General features: G+C 48.9%; 16 protein-coding genes. 13 read left to right on the top strand and 3 right to left on the bottom strand.

The genetic code is table 11. From position 1 onward, the window contains the following. Positions 1-151: 151 nt before the first annotated feature. From PHP90_RS10310 to PHP90_RS10365, 12 genes are all read left to right on the top strand, one after another. Positions 152-751, top strand: coding sequence for a CDP-alcohol phosphatidyltransferase family protein (locus PHP90_RS10310; RefSeq protein WP_299929238.1), 600 nt, complete (start codon positions 152-154; stop codon positions 749-751). After that, complete coding sequence (locus PHP90_RS10315) at positions 748-1,686, top strand: phosphatidate cytidylyltransferase (RefSeq protein WP_299929243.1); 939 nt, start codon at positions 748-750, stop codon at positions 1,684-1,686. The genes PHP90_RS10310 and PHP90_RS10315 overlap by 4 nt, the downstream gene beginning before the upstream one ends. Before the next feature lie 9 nt (positions 1,687-1,695). After that, on the top strand, positions 1,696-2,316 hold the full coding sequence (locus tag PHP90_RS10320; protein ID WP_299929246.1) for a lysophospholipid acyltransferase family protein: 621 nt from the start codon (positions 1,696-1,698) through the stop codon (positions 2,314-2,316). A gap of 67 nt (positions 2,317-2,383) precedes the next feature. After that, a complete protein-coding gene (locus PHP90_RS10325) occupies positions 2,384-3,367 on the top strand; it encodes an amidohydrolase family protein (protein WP_299929249.1) in 984 nt (327 codons plus the stop codon). A gap of 1 nt (position 3,368) precedes the next feature. After that, positions 3,369-5,075 carry a bifunctional alpha/beta hydrolase/class I SAM-dependent methyltransferase gene (locus tag PHP90_RS10330; protein WP_299929252.1) on the top strand — a complete coding sequence of 569 codons (1,707 nt, stop codon included), beginning with the start codon at positions 3,369-3,371 and terminating at the stop codon, positions 5,073-5,075. Then, positions 5,033-6,394 (top strand): dual specificity protein phosphatase family protein, encoded by a 1,362-nt coding sequence (locus PHP90_RS10335; RefSeq protein WP_299929254.1) that lies wholly within the window; start codon positions 5,033-5,035, stop codon positions 6,392-6,394. Before PHP90_RS10330 ends, PHP90_RS10335 begins: the two co-directional genes overlap by 43 nt. 32 nt (positions 6,395-6,426) lie before the next feature. Next, positions 6,427-9,801, top strand: coding sequence for a BadF/BadG/BcrA/BcrD ATPase family protein (locus PHP90_RS10340; RefSeq protein ID WP_299929258.1), 3,375 nt, complete (start codon positions 6,427-6,429; stop codon positions 9,799-9,801). After that, entirely contained in the window at positions 9,798-11,291 is a 1,494-nt protein-coding gene (locus PHP90_RS10345; RefSeq protein WP_299929261.1) for a hypothetical protein, read from the top strand. The genes PHP90_RS10340 and PHP90_RS10345 overlap by 4 nt, the downstream gene beginning before the upstream one ends. 113 nt (positions 11,292-11,404) lie before the next feature. Next, on the top strand, positions 11,405-11,677 hold the full coding sequence (locus tag PHP90_RS10350; protein ID WP_299929285.1) for a metalloregulator ArsR/SmtB family transcription factor: 273 nt from the start codon (positions 11,405-11,407) through the stop codon (positions 11,675-11,677). Continuing rightward, positions 11,670-13,802 (top strand): bifunctional acyl-ACP--phospholipid O-acyltransferase/long-chain-fatty-acid--ACP ligase, encoded by a 2,133-nt coding sequence (aas, locus tag PHP90_RS10355; RefSeq protein ID WP_299929264.1) that lies wholly within the window; start codon positions 11,670-11,672, stop codon positions 13,800-13,802. The genes PHP90_RS10350 and aas overlap by 8 nt, the downstream gene beginning before the upstream one ends. Then, a complete protein-coding gene (locus tag PHP90_RS10360; protein WP_299929267.1) occupies positions 13,799-15,073 on the top strand; it encodes an MFS transporter in 1,275 nt (424 codons plus the stop codon). Before aas ends, PHP90_RS10360 begins: the two co-directional genes overlap by 4 nt. Further along, positions 15,063-16,535, top strand: coding sequence for a YiiX/YebB-like N1pC/P60 family cysteine hydrolase (locus tag PHP90_RS10365; RefSeq protein WP_299929270.1), 1,473 nt, complete (start codon positions 15,063-15,065; stop codon positions 16,533-16,535). The genes PHP90_RS10360 and PHP90_RS10365 overlap by 11 nt, the downstream gene beginning before the upstream one ends. On the opposite strand, the gene PHP90_RS10370 is transcribed toward PHP90_RS10365, so the two are convergent. Together PHP90_RS10370 and PHP90_RS10375 are read right to left on the bottom strand one after the other, a co-directional pair. Then, positions 16,532-17,542, bottom strand: coding sequence for a M48 family metallopeptidase (locus PHP90_RS10370; protein ID WP_299929273.1), 1,011 nt, complete (start codon positions 17,540-17,542; stop codon positions 16,532-16,534). The two genes, PHP90_RS10365 and PHP90_RS10370, sit on opposite strands and share 4 nt — an antisense overlap. Then, a complete protein-coding gene (locus PHP90_RS10375) occupies positions 17,542-18,777 on the bottom strand; it encodes a YjgN family protein (RefSeq protein ID WP_299929276.1) in 1,236 nt (411 codons plus the stop codon). The genes PHP90_RS10370 and PHP90_RS10375 overlap by 1 nt, the downstream gene beginning before the upstream one ends. Positions 18,778-18,956: 179 nt before the next feature. Between PHP90_RS10375 and PHP90_RS10380 the strand changes: the two genes are divergently transcribed. Further along, positions 18,957-19,844, top strand: a complete 888-nt coding sequence (locus PHP90_RS10380) for a neutral zinc metallopeptidase (RefSeq protein ID WP_299929279.1) — start codon at positions 18,957-18,959, stop codon at positions 19,842-19,844. Between the two features lie 15 nt (positions 19,845-19,859). On the opposite strand, the gene PHP90_RS10385 is transcribed toward PHP90_RS10380, so the two are convergent. Next, positions 19,860-20,078 (bottom strand): aconitase family protein (locus PHP90_RS10385; RefSeq protein ID WP_299929282.1); only part of this gene is annotated, 219 nt, incomplete at its 5' end.

The raw sequence follows: 20,078 nt of genomic DNA on the forward strand, positions 1-20,078 counted from the left end.
ATCAGTATTATAGTTTGAGGCTAGATAATTGTACTGCGAGAATGTTGGTGAATAGTAGTAATTTTAGAATATTAAGCTGTGATTTAATAACAAAAATAACTTAATTTTAGTTTTTTATACTAAAATACTGCCATCTTCTCAAGGGAACCTAATGGCGAGCATCTATGACCTTAAACCTGCATTCCAAAATCTCCTCCGTCCGATTGTCGGTGGATTAGCAAATGCCGGGGTAACCCCGAACCAAATAACTTACGCGGCACTTATTCTCTCTTTTATCGCAGGAGGGGCTATCGCTCTTACCCACGGTGCAACATGGACATTGCTCGCTATCCCTGCGGTGATGTTTGTTCGTATGGCACTCAACGCGATTGACGGAATGCTCGCCAAAGAACACGATATGAAAAGCGACGCGGGGGCGATGCTGAATGAAATGAGCGATGTCCTCTCGGATGCGGCGCTTTATTTGCCGTTTTCCCTCATCGATGGGGTATCGGCACTGTGGGTCGTGCTGTTTGTCATTATGGCGATTCTTACCGAAATGGCGGGGGTACTGGGGGCGCTGATCGGCGGGGTGCGCCGGTATGACGGCCCGATGGGAAAAAGCGACCGGGCATTTGTGATCGGAGCCCTCTCTTTGGTATTGGGGCTGGGAGTTTCGCCTGCTGGATGGTTTGATGGCGTAATGATCGTCGCGACCGTGATGAGTGCTTGGACGGTACTTCGACGTTCTGTACGGGGGTTAAAATCATGATAGAGACGATTACGACGCTCTTTAGCGGAAAAAGCGGCATCGTACTGCTGATTATTTTGGGTATTTTGGCATTTGCCACATTGATCGTATCAGTGCTGTTTCGTACCAAAACCTCGCAGGAGCTCAAAGAGCGCGTCTATTCATGGTGGATTATTATCGGGGCATTTATACTCGGGGCGATGCTCAACACGACGGTAGCAATGTTCTTTTTCGCCCTCATCAGCTATCTCGCTCTCAAAGAGTATTTCACCCTTATCCCGACCCGTCGCACCGATCGTCGGATTATATTTTACGCCTACCTCTCTATCGTGTTTCAGTATTGGTTTGCGGGGATTGGTTGGTATGGGATGTTTATCATCTGGATTCCCGTCTACCTCTTTTTGCTGTTGCCGTTTCGGCAGGTGCTCATCGGAGAGACGCAGGGGTTTTTAGAGAACACGAGCCGCGTGCAGTGGGGGCTGATGATGTTCGTCTTCGGTCTCAGCCACCTCGCCTACATGATGACATTGCCAGCTGTGGCAGGGCATGACGTCGGGGGAAAAGAACTGGTTCTTTATGTGGTGCTTTTGACCGAGCTGAATGACGTATTGCAGTATCTGTGGGGGAAGGCTCTGGGACGGCACAAGATCATCCCGAAAGTGAGCCCCAACAAAACGGTCGAGGGGTTTGTGGGAGCGTTCGTCACCCTCAGCGCGCTTGCGGTAGCGTTTTCGTTTCTCACCCCTTTTACGACGATTCAAGCGCTTGCTGCGGGGATGCTCATCAGCGGAGCGGGGTTTGTCGGCGACGTCGTCATCTCGATGGTCAAACGGGACATCGGGGTCAAAGATTCGGGACATCTGCTGCCGGGGCATGGGGGGATACTTGACCGCGTCGACAGTCTCACCTATACCGCACCGCTTTTTTTCCATTTCACCTACTATCTCTACTATTAGGATGGCGGGATGCTAAAATGGCTCTTTTTCGCTCTTATCGTCCGCCCGACGGTACTGCTGATCTTCGGGGTGCACGTGCGGGGACGGGAAAACCTCTCACACGACAAACCCTCTATCATCGTCGCCAATCATAACAGTCATCTCGATACACTCGTGCTCATGAGTCTCTTTCCCCTGCACAAAATCCACCGTATCCGCCCCGTCGCGGCGGCGGATTATTTTATGAAAAACCGCCTTATCGCTTGGTTTTCGACCCAGTTTATCGGAATTATCCCCCTGAGCCGCAAAGTAGAGAGATCGCACACTCATCCTCTCGAATCGGTGCGCCAAGCCCTCGAAGCGGGGGATAGTATCATCCTCTTTCCCGAAGGGAGTCGTGGGGAAGCGGAGCAGATGAGCAAATTTAAATCGGGGGTTGCCCATTTGGCAAAAATGGTTCCCCATATCAGCGTCGTCCCCGTTTATCTCGGCGGTGCAGGGAAAGTGCTCCCCAAAGGGGAAGCGCTACTCGTCCCTTTTATCATCGATGTTTATATACTGGAGCCGATGCTGATCGGTGAGGAAGATACCCAAGTGTTTACGGAGCGATTGGAAGAGGTTATTAAAAAGGCGGGGGAGAGGGATGAATAAGTTTAAGAATAAATTCAGCAAATCATCCGTAATATGTCAATATGTCTAAGATTTTAGGAATATAGAAATGAAAACGATCGACATCCATACTCACCTCCTCAGCAGTGACGTCGCGTTCCAACGCTCGTATGACAAAATAGCGTTACGCTTTTTTGCCAAAAAGTTCGGAATGGACCCAAAAGCACTAGGGCGTGATCCCTACGGCGAGTATACCCGTGCGCTGGTAGAGTCGGTGCGAAATTCTGCGCACGTCGAGAAAATCGTCCTTTTCGGTGTCGATGATCGGGTCGATGATGCGGGCAAAAGTCTCCACAAAGACATCACCGTCTGTGCGACAAATGATGACGTGGCGGCGTTGTACCGTGGGAATGAGGATGTCATCATCCCCTTTTTCTCCATCAACCCTAACCGTCCTGATGCCCTTGATCTGATCGACCGCTACACCGATGCAGGATTTCGCGGGGCGAAGTTTTTGCAAAACTACTGGGGGGTCGATACCCGCGAAGCGCGCTACCGTCCCTATTTCGACAAACTCGCACAGCGCGATCTGCCTCTGATCGTCCATGTGGGGAGTGAGAGCAGTGTCCACTCGTTCAAATCGTGCGAGAGTATCGAGATGCTGGATCATCCGCTGGAGGCGGGGGTGCAGGTGATCTGCGCACACATGGCGCTCAGCTATGAGCCGCGTCGTCTTTTCAAAGCCCTCTCGAAAAATCCGAAACATTTTAACGACGAGTATTACCTCCTCATCGATATGCTCAAACGCTATCCGAATCTCTATGCCGACATCTCCGCCCTCCTCACTCCCGTGCGGGCAAAGGTGCTACGGCATTTGAGCTTACAAAATGACATCCATCACAAGCTCCTTTTCGGCACCGATTTCCCCGTCCCCTTTAGCATGGTGCTCAACAGCTACGATCTGCCGTACCGCAAACGGTTCGAGCTTTCGCGCGAAGCGAACCCGTTTGATCGCTATGCCAAAGCGATTTTAGAGTACTTCCCGCGAGAGAATCCCATCTATACCAACTACACCAAACTATTAGGAGAATAACATGACAACCGGAACATTTAGCAGCTTCGATGGCGCAGAGCTTTTTTATCGCGAATGGTCGCCACAAAATCCCAACGGCAAAATCGTCCTGCTCCTCCATCGCGGGCATGAACACTCGGAACGCCTCGATCCCATCGCCCGTTCGGCGATTTTCGAGGGGTATAAAGTTTTCTCGTATGACAACCGTGGACATGGATATACCTCTGCTGAGGCGACCTATGAGTTTATGAATCTGGTGCGTGATTTGGAGGCATTTAGACATTTTGTCTGTGCCAAGGAGGGGAAAAGGGCTGAGGATATTTTCGTCGTTGCCAACTCGGTCGCGGGGGTCGTCGCCTCGACGTGGGTACACGATTATGCTCCGCGTATCGCGGGGATGGCGCTGGTCGCTCCGGCGTTCGTGATCAAACTCTATGTTCCTCTGGCCAAACCCTCACTCGATTTAATGATACGGTTCAATCCCCGCATGAACATCAAATCCTACGTCAAATCGAAGTTTTTGACCCATAACACCGCAGAGCAGGAGCGATACAACACCGATCCTCTCATTACCCCGAACATCCCTGCACGGCAGCTCGTAACACTGCTGGATACCGCTAAACGGGTGGTGGACGATGCGAGCCACATCGTCACCCCGACGTTGGTACTCTCGGCAACATCGGACTATGTCGTGGACAGCCGTGTGCAAAAGGTGTTTTATGAGTGCCTCAGTTCACCGCACAAGCGGTTCGTGGAGTTGGAGGGGTTTTATCACGGTGTCCTCTATGAAGCACAGGCGCAAAAAGCGATTGATGCAATCGGTGCCTTTATGGAGGAGTGTTTCAATACCTCTCAAAGCGATATGAGCGATCATCTCATCGCCCTGACCCAAAACGAAAAAGAGCGTATCGCACGGGGTGACATCACGGCAGCTCAAAAACTCTCTTTCGGCGTTCAGCGCTTTATGCTCAACTCTCTGGGCTGGATGAGTGACGGGATGAAAATCGGGCTGAAATACGGGTTCGACTCGGGGGTAACTCTCGATTACGTCTACAAAAACACCCCAAGCGGGGTGGGGATCTTCGGTAAAATGTCCGATAAAAATTATCTGGAGAGTATCGGATGGAGAGGAATCCGTCAGCGCAAAATCAATGCCATCGCCACCATCCGCGAAAAAATCGATCAGCTGCGCCATGAGGGGAAAAAAGTCAAAATCCTCGATATTGCCGGAGGACCTGCCCGCTATCTGATCGAACTCGCACAGGAATACCCCGACATCGAAGTACTGGTACGCGATTATCAGGAGCAAAACGTTGAGCAGGGGCGTGCATTGGCAAAGGAGCGGGGACTTACCAATATCCGCTACGAGCAAGCCGATGCGTTTGACAAGTCCAACTATGATCGAAGCGTGTATGAGCCGAATATTGTTGTCGTCTCGGGGGTGTTCGAGCTGTTCGAACAAAATTCTCTGATCCAAAACGCTATTGAGGGGATTACCTCGATGATCGCACCGGAGGGATATCTGGTCTATACGGGTCAGCCGTGGCATCCGCAGTTGGCGCAGATCGCCCATGTGCTGGGGAACCATCAGCAAACGCAATGGATCATGCGCCGCCGAAGCCAGTATGAACTCGATACCCTCTTTGGCTCGTACGGGTTTGATAAAGAGGGGATGCGGATCGACGATTGGGGCATATTCACCGTCTCATCGGCTCGCAAAGCGGGATAAATATGTATCCGTTTGATCCTGCCCTCAGCGCCTCTGCCACTCTCAAAGAGCGGTTTGTATGGGTTCTTTTTATGGGTGCGCTCTTTTTTATCCTCTACGGTGCGGCAAACCAATACGCCTCGCTCACTCCCCATCCCTCTTTTTATATGGAGTGGGAGCGCCGTATCCCTTTTATACCGTCGTTCATCATCCCCTATATGTCTTCGGATGTGATGTTTTGTATCGCGTTTTTACTCCCGCAGAGCCGTCTCGAGCTCCGTATCCTCGCGTTGCGTGTGCTCTTTATCGTCACCTTTTCGGTTCTTATTTTTACCATTTTCCCGCTCCAGTTCGGATTTGAGAAACCGCACAGCGACGAGTATCAATGGCTTTTTGGGCTTCTTAGTGCCGATTTGCCCTACAATCAGCTCCCCTCGCTGCACATCAGTTTTGCTATCGTATTGTGGGCATCGATGCGCTCACATTTGAAAAATGTCTTTCTCAAATACGCCGTAGCCCTGTGGCTTTGGCTCATCGCCCTCTCGACTCTGCTGGTGTATCAGCACCATTTTATCGATCTGCCGACGGGGGCACTCGTGGGTGGTATTGCCATCGTGCTAATTCGCCAGAACAACCGTGTTCTTGAGAAGTTTACTACTCCGCGAAGTCTCAAAGTGGGGCTCTATTATTTAGCAACAGCAGTTTTGTTTCTCGTCGGTGCGTTCGCGTATCACTCTCTCATTGCACTGTGGCTGTTTTTCTCGATGTTGGCGGTAGCCATTGTCTATGCGTTTGGGTTCAATCATCTCATCGCGGGAGAAAATGCCCGTGCCTCGCTATGGCAATGGATACTCTTCGCCCCTTATTTTATCGGGTCGAACCTCTCGTGGCGATGGTACAAACGGAAATTGCCGCTAATGAGTCAGGTAGAAGATCGGATCTATTTCGGGCGGCACCCCTCACAGAGCGAATACGCTCAGCTTAGGGAATATGGGATCAATCATACGATTAATCTGGCGTTGGAACATCAGATCAACCGCTCTAAGGTAGAGCAGACCCGAATACCGTTTTTGGATTTGACGATTCCCGATCCCGAAGCGCTTCATAACGTTGTCCTGATGATCGAAGCGAAAAAAGATAAAGGAGTCTATGTCCATTGTGCTCTCGGGTTGTCCCGCAGTGTAATGGCGATCAGTGCATGGATGCTCTATCGCGGTTTTACGATGGTGCAGATCGAGGAGCGGTTGAATGCCCTGAGACCGGAATACGTGAAAAAAGCATATGTCCGTATTGCGTTGGAGCTGTACCGGAAACATCTGGATGAAATGTATCCGGAATGAAAAAGATCAACTGACGACAAGGAATTATTTTTATGAAAAAAACAACACATTCAGGCTATACACTGGGTATCGATATCGGCTCGACAACCGTAAAATATGTCGTATGCGATCATCGTTTTACCATTGTAGCCAAAGAGTATACTCCCCATTGGACCAAACAGGCCGATACGCTGTTAAACATGCTCCAAAGGCTCTCCGACACTTCCGGCGAGATTTTTGACGCAATTGAGAAAGTCTATATTACCGGTTCAGGAGCGAGCCGAATAGCCCCGATGCTTAATGCCCGTTTCGTCCAGGAAGTCAACGCCGTGGTGCTGAGCGTGGAGCATTTGCATCCTGATGTGAATGCTGTCATTGAGCTGGGGGGGCAGGATGCCAAAATTATCCATTTCAAAGAGATCGAAAACGGAAAAAAATCGGTCATTACCTCTATGAACGACAAATGTGCTTCCGGAACCGGGGCAACTATTGAAAAATGTACGATGAAAGTGGGAATGGTCTCCGACGAGGTTCAAAAACTGGTTTTTAATCCGGATAAGCTCCATCATGTAGCCGCCAAATGCGGGGTTTTTGCCGAGACTGACATCGTCAATCTTGTGAAAACATCGGTTCCATCAGACGAGATCATGAATTCTCTGGCCGATGCGATCGTGATGCAGAATCTGACCGTGCTGACGCGCGGGAATACGCTGATGCCTTCGGTTTTACTGTTGGGAGGTCCCAATACCTATCTGCCGTTTTTGCAAGAGTGCTGGCGGGTTCGGATCGCCCAATTGTGGGATGAGAGGGGTGTAGTTTACGATAAAAGCGCGATTGAATCGCTCATCGTCGTCCCGGAAAACGCACAATACTACGCTGCGTTGGGGGCGGTGATTTTCGGAGAAGGCGAAGCAAATCATTCCGGAAATTTCGAAGGGCTGGCAGCATTGAAGCAGCTGGTTGAGTCGGGAACGAAAACGATCTCTTCGCGTACGGATTTCCCGCTCGTTCACTCATCCGAGGATCTGCGACGATTTCGGCAGGAGTATACGATACCTCCTTATGTTCCGGAAACATTAACTCAGAAAAAAGTGTGTTATCTGGGGATTGACGGAGGTTCTACGAGCTCGAAAGCGGTTTTGGTGGATGAGGACGGAAATCTGATATTAAAGGTCTATAAGCTCTCCAAAGGAAATCCGATCCAAGACACCATCGAGTTGCTGGAACAGATTTGTTCAAACGATCCTCACGGTTTTTACGATATTCGCGGACTGGGTGTCACGGGATATGCTGCCGACGTACTGGAAGGAGCGCTCAAAGCCGATGCCAATATCGTAGAGACGATTGCCCATATGAAAAGCGCTCAGGCCGTGTTTGGAAAGAGCATCGATGTGATTTGCGATATTGGCGGACAGGATATCAAAGTGCTGTTTATGGAGAATGGAATGATGAAAAATTTCCGTCTCTCCAACCAATGCAGTGCCGGGAACGGAACGTTATTGCAAAGCATGGCCAAACAGTTCGGGGTACCGATAGAAGGATTTGCCGATTTGGCCTTCAGTGCCGAACAGGCTCCGAAGTTTAATTACGGTTGTGCCGTCTTTTTGGATACGGACAGAGTGAATTTTCAAAAAGAGGGATATACGAAGGAAGAGTTGTTTGCCGGCATCGCCAAAGTGCTTCCGAAAAACGTCTGGCAGTACGTAGTTCAGGTTCAAAACCTCTCTTCTATGGGGAAACATTTTGTATTACAGGGGGGGACACAATACAATCAAGCCGCATTGAAGGCGCAAGTCGATTACATCAAGCATTTGGTTCCGGATGCGAGAGTTGACGTCCACCCCTATCCCGGAGAGGCCGGAGCATTCGGTGCCGCCATCGAGGCCAGAAATGTGATACGACAAAGAGGATACGCAACGTTTGTCGGGATGGAAGAGGCCGGAAAGCTGATCTATACCACTCTGACCGACGAGAACACCCGCTGTCGTTTTTGCTCCATCTTGTGTTCGCGTACTTTTATCGATACCAAAACGCCGCAATCCGATACGGTTCGCTATATTGCAGGTTTTTCGTGTGAAAACGGTACTGCCGAATCGGTCGAGGAGCTCCGTAAAATCAAAGAACATCGCAAAAGACTACAGACGCAGGTTCCGAATCTTGTCAGAGAGGAAGCAATCAGCTTGTTCAAAACACATTATGCGACCGGAAAGAAACCGACCGACGATACTCTTATCGAAGAGCGACAGCTAAAAGTGATGTTCGGCGGATGGGGACCGACATGGAACACGATCAAAAAACGACCGTTTGAAATTTCCGGCAATGCGAATGAAGAGTATCGTGCATCCCTTAAAATCGCTATACCAAAGGTGCTCAATATCTATTCGCTCGCTCCGTTTTTACGGACCTATCTCGAAGCGTTGGGCATTCAGCCTCAGCATATAGTGTTTTCAGATTTTTCCAATGAAGATATGTTCTTGGAAGGTTCCAGATACGGATCGGTTGATTCGTGCTATCCGGCGAAAGTAGCGCAGGCACACGTCTATGCCCTGTTGTTTAATCCAAAATTTATGAAACATGCCCTGAATACGATCTGGTTCCCTTCAATTACGCATCTGCCGGGATATTTAAAACACATTGCCGCACAGACCTCCTGTCCCGTGGTTTCGGGTACTCCTCGCGTCGTGTATGCCGCATTCACCAAAGAGAAAGACCTGTTTGCCGACAAAGGGATCGACTTCGTGGATGAAGCTCTCCATTTCGATAATGCGGCGCTTCTCAAAAAACAGCTCTTTGATACCTGGCACAAGCGATTGCGTATTACGCGCGATGAGAATGATTGGGCGGTCGATCAGGCGTTTCACGCTTTACAAGCCAATGACGACGGGATTTTGGAAGAGGGGCGAAAGATGCTTGATGAGGCCGTTTTGAATAATGAGGTCGTTATCTTGCTATTAGGCAGACCGTATCATACCGATCCCGGTCTCAATCACGAAATAATGGACGAATTTCAGTCGCTCGGGTATAAAATCCTCTCCATGCGCTCAATCCCGAAAGACGAGGCGTATCTGGTCCCATTTTTCGAAGACGATCTGAAACATCATGCCATCCGCTCGCTTTTTGATATTTCGGACGTATGGCCGGAGGGGTATTCGACCAACTCGGCGCAAAAAGTGTGGGCGGCAAAATTCGCGGCGCGCCATCCAAACGTAGCCGTGGTCGATTTGTCGAGTTTCAAATGCGGGCATGACGCCCCCACCTATGCCATAGTCGACAAAATTCTGGGTTCAAGCCGAACGCCCCATTTGACGCTTCATGATATCGATGCCAACAAACCCGGGGGGTCGATCAAAATCAGGGTAAAAACGTTCGCGTACACTCTTGAGCAATATCGACAAACGTTAATCTATCGAAAGGAGCTAACCGCATGAGTGCATTATGTAAGCCGTCCGGTTCTATCGACACGACGGAACACTCTTTGGAAAAAATTTCTCACTGGCGGGAGGAGGTGCGCTATTCGTTCACCATGGATGAAAAAAGCGACGTAACGGTTTTGTTTGGAGGATTTACGATTCTTCAGGACAGGCTGATTGCTGACGCACTACAGTCGTTGGGAGAAAATTACGTGGCATTGCCAAATCCTGATTTTGAATCGTTCCAGATGGGGAAAATGTATGGGAACCGAGGACAGTGCAATCCAACCTATTTTACGGTCGGAAATCTGGTCAAGTATCTTCAGAAATTACGTGATGAACAGGGAATGGATACCGAGAAGATCGTAAAAAAATATCTGTTTGTAACGGCGGGAGGATGTGGTCCATGCCGATTCGGAATGTATATTACCGAGTATCGCAAAGCGCTTCGAGATGCCGGATTCGAAGGGTTCAGAATCATGAGTTTCGATCAAGGAAAAGGGATATATCAAGCCGTCGATGAACCTTTCGCAATGAATTTTTCCCCAAAATTTTTTATTACGTTAATCAAAGCGATTGTCATCGGGGATATTATCAACAATCTCGGTTACAAAATGCGTCCTTATGAAGTTGTCAAGGGAGATACGGACAATGCGATAGAAACATGCCGAACCATTATGGCTGAAGCTTTTATGAAAAAGAAAAATCTTGTTCTGGCGATGCGTCGCTGTCGGCATGAACTTGATAAAGTGGCTTTGGAACGGTTACAGCCGAAAGCGAAAGTGATGATCATAGGGGAATTCTGGGCTTCGATGACGCAGAGTGATGGAAATTACAATCTCCATCGCTTTTTGGAAGAAGAAGGGGTCGAATGTGTTGCCCAGCCTGTCTATAATCGCTTGTATATGAACATCTGGGAAGCAGAACAAGAGCTGATGGCGAACCAATCTTTTTCTAAAGAAGGTCAACCAAAGCTTGATTTTAGTTTGTTCAAAAGCAAAGTGGCAATTCTAGGTGCAAAAGCGGCTTTGAGCGCGCATATAAAACTATACGCCAAGGCAATTGGTTTGAGTGATTACAAAATTCCGGATATCGATATGTTGGCACGTATGAGCAAACGCTACTATCCTACCGAATCGAACGGGGGAGAAGGGCATCTGGAAGTCGCTCACTTAATCGAAGCTTCCGAGCAAAATCTGGCTCATCTCGTCTTGTCGGTGAAACCTTTTGGTTGTATGCCCTCATCGTGTGTTTCAGACGGTATCCAGTCATTGGTTGCCAGTCGTTTTCCTTCTATTGGTTTTTTGAGTGTTGAGACATCGGGAGAAGGAGCAGCAAATTTTTATTCGCGCGTCCAGATGGCACTTTATAAAGCGAAACAGGCGGCGAAAGACGAGTTTGACACGATTGTGATTCCGAAAAAGACGCCACAGCATATCTATCGTTTTTGGTATCAACCGAAAACAAATAAAGCGGGAACGGCAGCTTCTTTAATCGCAAGCGTATAAACATTTAGAAAAAGTTAATATAGAAATGGCTATCATTTCTATATGTCTAAACATTTAGGAATATTATTATGAAAGCCAATTACACCGACGTTCTACCTTTTGAATGGAAACACATGTCCGATATTTTTACCGCGCTAGGCGATGAGCACCGCCAGCGGATGTTACTTCTGTTTGAGCCGGGTGAGCGACTCACGGCCGGGCAGATTTCCGATGCCTCTACACTGGCGCGCACCACCGTATCGCACCATCTCAAAATTCTTCGTCAGGCTAATGTTCTGCTCAGCGAGAAAAAAGGGAAAGAGGTGTGGTTTTGGATTAACAAGCCGCTGCTCGAAGAGACGTTTGCCCATGTTTTAAATTACGTTCGAGGGGAAACCCATGATTAAATTGTTGCTGCGTATGATCGCTCGCCTATTATTTCGTGTAAAAGTGGTCGGAGAGTTTCAGCGCGAAGAAAACCACACGGTCATCATCGCCAATCATCAATCGTTTTTGGACGGATTGATTTTAGGACTCTTTCTTCCGGTTCAACCGGTGTTTGTCGTCAATACCGAAATCGCCAAACGCCCGCTCGTTCGGATGTTCTTATCCCTCGGCGAATATCTCGTCGTCGATCCTGCCAATCCGATGGCGGTTAAACAGATTATTCGCCTCGTCGAGAGCGGTCGCCCTGTCGTTATCTTCCCTGAGGGGCGGATTACGACGACGGGGAGTTTGATGAAAATCTATGAGGGCTCTGCATTTGTTACCCTTAAAACCGCAGCGACGATCCATCCGATCATCATCGAGGGGGCGACGTTCAGTACCCTTTCGCGCATGGGGAGCGATCATCCGACCCGCTGGTTTCCTCAAATCACTCTCACTTACTGTACTCCGACAAAACTGACCATAACAGAGGGGGGGAGTGCTCATCAAAGACGTACCAAATCGGGTGAGGCGATGCGGACGCTGCTGCAAAAGTGTCTTTTCGAATCCCGTCGGCCGAGTACGCTGCACGGAACATTTTTTGATGCCGTTGATATGTATGGGAGCTCTCGCAAAATCGTTGAAGATACTAAGCAGATCGAATACACCTATCGCCAACTGCTCACGATGACGTTGGGAATGGGACGATTGATGGGGCGTCACAGTAGCTCCGGGGAGACGGTCGGAGTTTTGATGCCGACTGCGGTGCCGACCTTGGCATTGATTTTGGGCCTCAGTTCTATAGGGCGCGTTCCTGCAATGCTCAATTTTACTGCCGGTGTGGATGGTTTGCAGAGTGCGTGTGAGGGAGCCGTGATTAAAACCATCGTTTCCTCAAAAGCATTTGTGGAGCAAGCCAAACTCGAACCCAAGCTGAGTGCATTACACGGTGTCACCATCCTCTATCTCGAAGAGCTTAAAGAGGAGATGACGCTACGTGATAAACTCTGGCTGATGGGGTATGCGCGCTATTTCCCGCGAGCCGTCAGTGTCGAATCCGACCCGGCGTCGCCTGCCGTTGTCCTCTTTACCTCCGGGTCTGAGGGAAAACCCAAAGGGGTCGTTCTCTCGCATGACGCTATTTTGGCGAACATCGCCCAGATCCGTGCCATCGTTGATTTCTCCACCGAGGACAAAGTGCTTAATGCGCTGCCTATTTTCCACTCGTTTGGACTTACCGCCGGGACGCTGTTGCCGATTTTGGGCGGGATACGTCTTTTCTTGTATCCATCGCCGCTGCATTATCGGGTTATCCCTGAGATTGCGTATGACCGATCGTGTACGATTTTGTTCGGGACGGGGACGTTTTTAAACAATTACGGCAAACATGCCCATCCGTACGATTTTTACCGCTTGCGCTACGTCGTGGCAGGGGCGGAAAAACTATCGGAGAGCGTGCGAGATTTGTGGTTTGAGAAATTCGGGATACGGATTTTTGAAGGGTACGGAGCGACCGAAACGGCTCCCGTTATCGCCGTCAATACCCCTATGGCATACCGAAGCGGCAGTGTCGGGCAGGTATTGCCGGGGATTGAGACGAAAGTGATCCCTGTTCCGGGGATCGATGCAGGAGGGATTTTACACGTCAGAGGAGCCAATGTTATGAACGGCTATCTGCGCTCCGAGCGTCCGGGGTTTCTCGAAAAACCGGCTTCCGATGCGGGTGAGGGATGGTATGACACGGGCGATATCGTCACCATCGATGAGGAAGGCTTTATCCGAATTTCAGGCCGGGTAAAACGGTTTGCCAAAATAGCGGGAGAGATGATCTCGCTGGAGTCGGTCGAAAAACTGGCACTGATTACGTCGCCGAGTTTTTTACATGCGGTCTCTTCTCGGAGCGATGAGTCCAGAGGGGAGATGATCGTTTTGTTTACCACCGATAAAGAGATGGGGCGTGATGCCTTGCAGCAGAATGCGAGAGTCCAAGGGTATCCGGAAATCGCCGTTCCGCGCAAGATCGTCATTGTTGATGCGATTCCGGTACTCGGAACCGGCAAAACCGATTATGTCACCCTCAAAACCATGGCAAGCGAGATCGTATGAGCAGTCCACTCTACCTTCTCAAAACGCACCGCTTTGCTCCGCTGTTCGGAACGCAGTTTTTAGGGGCGTTTAATGATAACCTCTTTAAAAACACCCTCGCCGTACTCCTCACTTTTCAGGCTGCAGAGTGGACATCAATCTCTTCTGCCCTTATTGCTCCGCTGATCGGAGCGGTCTTTATTTTGCCGTTTTTCCTTTTTTCGGGGTTGGCGGGGGTGTTAGCCGATAAATTCGACAAAGCGCGTCTCGCCCGGTTCGTCAAAGTGTGGGAGATATTTTTAATGGTGATTGCTACGACGGGATTTGCAACCCATTCATTTACAACCCTTATGCTCGTTATATTCGGGATGGGGATGCACTCGACGCTGTTCGGTCCGATCAAATACTCGATCATCCCTCAGCATATGGGGGAAAATGAGCTGGTGAGCGCTAATGCCCTCGTCGAATCGGGAACGTTTGCCGCTATCTTACTGGGAACGCTGATCGGGGGCATGTTATCGGGTATCCCTAACGGCGGAGTGATCGCCGGAGTTGCCTCGATTGTAGTTGCTGTCATCGGGTACGGCTTCAGCCGCTATATCCCCACGGCTCCTTCTCTTTCCCCCGAAATGGCATTTTCAATCAACATCTTTTCTCAAACGCTCAACTCTGTCCGGTTGGCATACCAAAACCGGATCGTCTTTCTCGCAATTCTCGCCATTTCGTGGTTTTGGCTTTATGGGGCGCTGCTGCTCTCTCAGTTTCCTTCCTTCGTACAGAGTGTATTGATGGGAGATGAGACGACGGTGACGATTCTGCTAAGTCTCTTTACTGTAGGCATCGGAGCGGGTTCCATCCTCTGCGAACGCCTCAGTCATCATAATATCCGTGTCTCTCTTGTCGTCGTCGGTGCGATCGGAATGGGGATTTTTGGAATCGATTTTGCCCTCACCGCACAACATTTTACCTCGGCTGGAACGCTTTATTCGAATACTCAGTTTTTTCATATTCTCTTTGATTTGACCCTCGTAGGGGTGTTTGGAGGACTCTTCAGTGTCCCTCTGTATGCGATTATGCAGGGACGAAGCGAGGCACACTCACGTTCCCGTATCATCGCCGCCAACAATGTCCTCAATGCCCTTTTTATGGTCTCCGGAGCAGTTGTAACGATGGTACTATTGGGTGATGGCTGGAGTATTCCTGATATTTTTCTCCTCACCGCTATCGCCACTTTGCTCGTTGCAGGAATCATCGCGCGAATAATCCATACAAAGGCACATCATGAATCGTAGAACCCTGATCCTCTCGCTTATTTTAGCAATGTTTAGTTTTTTGCACGCCGAATCGGATTTGGCACAAGTGGTCAACACCGCACGTCAAAACGATGCGGTTGCGGTAGAGAACCTGATTCACCGTTCCCTCGATCTGCGTGAAAAGATTCTCCCGTTTATGGGCGAAGCGGAGACATCGATCAAAGCACATCAAGGGGCTCTTCCTTCGACCCTTTCGGTGAAAATAGCCAAATCAATTCACGAGGCCGATGCCGTTCGAACCAGTTTGTTTCCTTATGCTCTGCGTTACCGCAATGCCCTTTATCGCACCGATGCATCGTTGGGAGATCGTGACCGGATCGAATCGATCGTGATTTCGATGGCGGCGGCTCTAACTCTTTATGACAATTCCCATTTCATGGAAGAGCATTTTCACGATAAAAGCGAACTCCGTGCAAAACTCAATGAAGCCTATCCCGAATACGGCGTGGACGAGAACTTTTATAAAGATTCACTCATGCGCGCCAATGCCCTGACCTATCGCTCCACGATGCTCGATGCTATCCGTTTTTTCGAGGATAATCGCAAAACAATCGCACTCTATATCGCGCAGGGTGATCCTTCGATCCGCTATTTGTACGATTACATCGACCACTCACCGATGCGTGCGACGTTGGGGGGAGACAATGCGTTTAAAGAGATTGCCGATCAGGTTGGCGTTCTCCTCACCCGAACTGCCGGTCTGCCTCTCACAACCGTTGAAAAACTCAAATTCAATTTCTCAAAAGTACTGGGCAATACGATGGGGATGGTGCGATGGCGCAGCGGAAAACTGCGCAAGGACAAAGCATTTTTGAGCGAATTTTCGACACATCTCAAACCCGGAGACGTATTGTTGGAGAAAACTCCGTTCGCCCTGACGGACAAAACGATCCCCGGACATTTCGGTCATGCGGCGCTCTACATCGGAACCTATGAGCAGCTTCGTGATCTGGGTGCACTCAATGAGCCGTTCGTTAAACGCCATCTCGATGAGATCAAAGAAGGGAAAGTGATCCTCGAAGCCTTGCGCGAAGGGGTAGTCCTTAACAGTGTCGAGCATTTTATGAACATCGATGATGTTGCAGTGCTCCGTCCGAGTCATTTGAGTACCGATGAGATACGCAGTTCAATGGATCTGGCACTCAGCAACTACGGTAAAAAATACGATTTTGATTTCAACGTCAACACTACAGAGACGATAGTCTGTTCCGAACTCGTCTATGTTGCCTACCCGCAGATCGATTTTATGACAAAAAAAGTATTGACGAGCTTTACGATCTCACCGGACGATATCGCCAAAATGGCTTCCGGAAATGCCGATGCACCGCTGGAGCTCACTTTTTTCGCGCATGATGGTAAAAAGGTGTACGCCAAAGGGGAAAATGATGAAGGGGAGAAACTCTATCAAACCTTAGTGGGAATTGACAAAAAGTATCGTTAATCCCCTTTTTGGAACCGATCGATTCGAAACTGTGCCAAAGGATGGTCGGCGAGATAGCGCATGACGGTAGTGTTACTTTCGTTTGTATCCTGAACTAGACGGGTCATGATAGTGGCAAAATATTTATGCTCGATGTGATAGCGGCTCATCATCTCGTAGGCGTAATCGTCCGCTTCAAGCTCCATATTCCGTGAATAGCTGCTCTCTACCAGCATGGTCGGCAGCAGTGCAAAGGCGGAGCTGGCTGTAGTTACGTCGCCGGTAATCGAACTGAGCAAAAGATAAAAAGCGGTATCTTGCAATACCGTTTGCAAGGCATGGCGTTTTTGGACATGGCCGAGTTCATGGAAGAAAATACTTAGCAGCTCTTTGTCGTCTTTTGCCATTGCGATCAGATCGTCCGTAAAAACGATGGAACCATCGGGAAGGGCAAATGCATTGGCTCCCACTTTTCCTCCGGATCGAAATAGTATGTGTACCTTCGGCCATTCCTGCGCGGTATTAACATAATGCAAAAAATAGCGTCGCAGGGTATCCTGCCGCGCTTTGGGAATGGCAGAGGGTTTCAGCAGGGTCTTGTCGAGCGTGGACAAGGTGCTGGCATCGAGTCGATAGACCATAGCAGCCGGAAGTTTTTGTGCCGTCTCTTTTGCAAGTACTGGTAAGATGAATACGATAAAAAGATAGGAAAAGAGTCCTGTGATCGCAATGGCGGCCAACAGATAGCGAAATTTGGATTCCAAAAAATGGAGCAGACTACCCGTACGGTCACGTCCCATACGTTTTAGCAGGGCATCGATCGCATCATTCTCCTGTGTTTCACATACGCGGTTGTCGGGAAGATAGATCGATCGCGGCATATTTCCAAGACGGGGCGAAAAAGTGACTGCCGCGAGATCGTACGCATCTTTGCCCTGATCACTTTCGACAAAAAGTGTCGTCTCATCAAAGCGCAGAGCAGCTTCTACTCTGGATGAGCTGTAAGAATCGTAAATCCAGGCGTGCATCAAAATCCGACATCGACGTCTAAAAAGTCGCTGAACTCTTCGCCGACGGCTTTGACCTGTTCGTTCTGTGCGGCGATATGGGAGTCGAGATTGAGGGCATAGACACTCATACAGCTGAGTTTGTATTTGACGGCGCGTACTTTTGCCCAAGGGATGAAAATCCCGAGTGTCAGAAAGATAAATATCGTATTGGTGAGATAGATCCACATCAATCTCCAATAACTGATCTGCGATGAAAAGCGCATATAGTTGAGTTTGAGATTATTGAATATATAATTGGTCAGTCGGGTGTTGATGTAAGTCATAACCACCAGAGAAAAGAGTATGATAACGCCATAAACTATGGCGATAAAAACAAGTGCAAGTGCTATTGTTTTAGGATCTTTTTTGACATCGCCCTTAGGCTGAGTCGGTGCCGGCTGCTGTGCCTGCTGAGGTGTTGGTTGCGGCATATTTTCTATCTGAATCGATTGCGGCTCAACATAGCGGAGTTGATGGGTCTGCTGTTCTAATTTTTGTGTAAACCCTTTTTTAAATCCTTCAACAAAATTTCGGGTATGTTGCGTGCCGACTAAAAACCCCAACAGAACAAAAAAGAGGATGATTCCGAGCAATGCCTTGTAGTAGGTAAAAAAGAACTCTTTGCTCCCGCCGTTAAACGAAAAAGCGCTCTTTCCGTAATGGGTACGGTTGGCGAAATAGTGTTTTTGTTTGTATGCCGCATACGGATAAGCAAGCCACAGAGTAAACATCGAGGCGATAGGAAGTATCACATACAGCCCGAACATTTCGCCAACATCCCCTTTGAAATCGAAACGGATCTGGCGATAACTGGAGTTTCGCATATTAAACTGCGTCGCTTTTAAAATCAGCCACGGCAAGGCAGCAAAAATACCCAAAAACAGTATTCCGGCTATTGCGGGAGCAGCACCGGAGAGTACATTATAGAGAATAAAGAGCCCCACTACAAGCAGTCGCCCTTTGAGTATCTGCATCGGCAATGCGTGGTACTCGAAACTGCTTTGCGCCAATAGCGTATTTCCGTAAAAGTACCGTTTGTTACGTACTTTCGCCCAGGCTGAATAGATACCCAGTGTTAGGATACTGAGAGCCAGATTGACAAAATATATTTTGGCATATTCGGTTCCCGTTCCTGTAAAAATGATGGGCTGTTTTATCTGATGCCCTCCTGGAAGTGCTGCTGAAACAGCTGTATTACCGTTTTCTGTACTCACTCTGTTCTGCCTCACTTACTACAGGAATAGTTTTTTGATGTTTAATATAATAGTTTATATTATTGCATAACATTTAATAATTAGCAAGATTTTCTATAGGTTATTTGTGACATTGCAGGTAAAATAATAGGTTATGACTTGGAGTTTTGAAAAAGAATGAAAAAAATAGGGACACTGCTATGAAATGGGAAGATTTAAAGCGAAGTACGAATGTCGAAGATTTACGCTCTCAAGGCTCCGGAGGACGGATGAATTTCGGTAGCGGAAGAGGGGCAAATCTGCTTATCCCGATCATACGATTTTTGATGGGAACCAATATCGGGCGGATCGTTTTAGTCATAGGGATTGTTGCGTATTTTATGGGATACAATCCTCTCTCGCTGCTCGATACGCAAAGCCAAACACGCTCTAACACGGCTGTTAGTCAATCGGACGATGACCGCAGTGCACAGTTTGTAGCCGCTGTTTTAGGGCAAACAGAAGAGGTTTGGACGAAGTTGTTTGAGCAAAAAGGGCTAACCTATCCCAAACCGAAGTTAGTATTGTTTCGCGGAAGTGTGAAAAGCGGCTGCGGATATGCCGATGCCCAGGTCGGACCGTTTTATTGTCCGGTGGATCAAAAAGTGTATTTGGATCTGAGCTTTTTCGATGAGCTGGCCCAGCGCCATAACGCCCCCGGTGATTTCGCTCAGGCGTATGTGATCGCTCATGAGATCGGACACCATGTCCAAAATCAGCTCGGTACATTGGACAAAGCACACAGTGCTCAAGAGCGATCCAGTAAGGCCAAAGGGAATGCCGTACAGGTAAAAGTGGAGCTTCAAGCAGACTGCTACGCCGGAGTCTGGGCATACCACACCCAAAAAGAGAGAGCGGTACTCGAAGAGGGGGATATCGAGGAAGCACTCAACGCCGCCAGTCAGATCGGTGATGACACTCTCCAAAAACAATCACAGGGATATGTCGTCCCCGATGCGTTTACCCACGGAACCTCGGCACAGCGGATGGAGTGGTTTAAAAGAGGGTTTGATAAAGGAACGTTGGAAGCGTGTAATACGGGGGTGTAACCCCCTAGAAAGAGGTTATTTTATCGTTGCAGGGTCGGTAATATATCCCGTAATCGCTGAAGCGGCTGCTACGGCAGAGTTTGCCAAATAGACTTTTGATGAGCGTGAACCCATGCGTCCGACGAAGTTACGGTTGGTTGTCGCAATGGCGACTTCGTTATCGCCCAAGATTCCCATGTATCCGCCCAAACATGCACCGCAGGTCGGGTTGGAGACGACGCCGCCTGCATCGAT

It is taken from the genome of Sulfuricurvum sp. (assembly GCF_028712165.1).
Taxonomy (GTDB): domain Bacteria; phylum Campylobacterota; class Campylobacteria; order Campylobacterales; family Sulfurimonadaceae; genus Sulfuricurvum.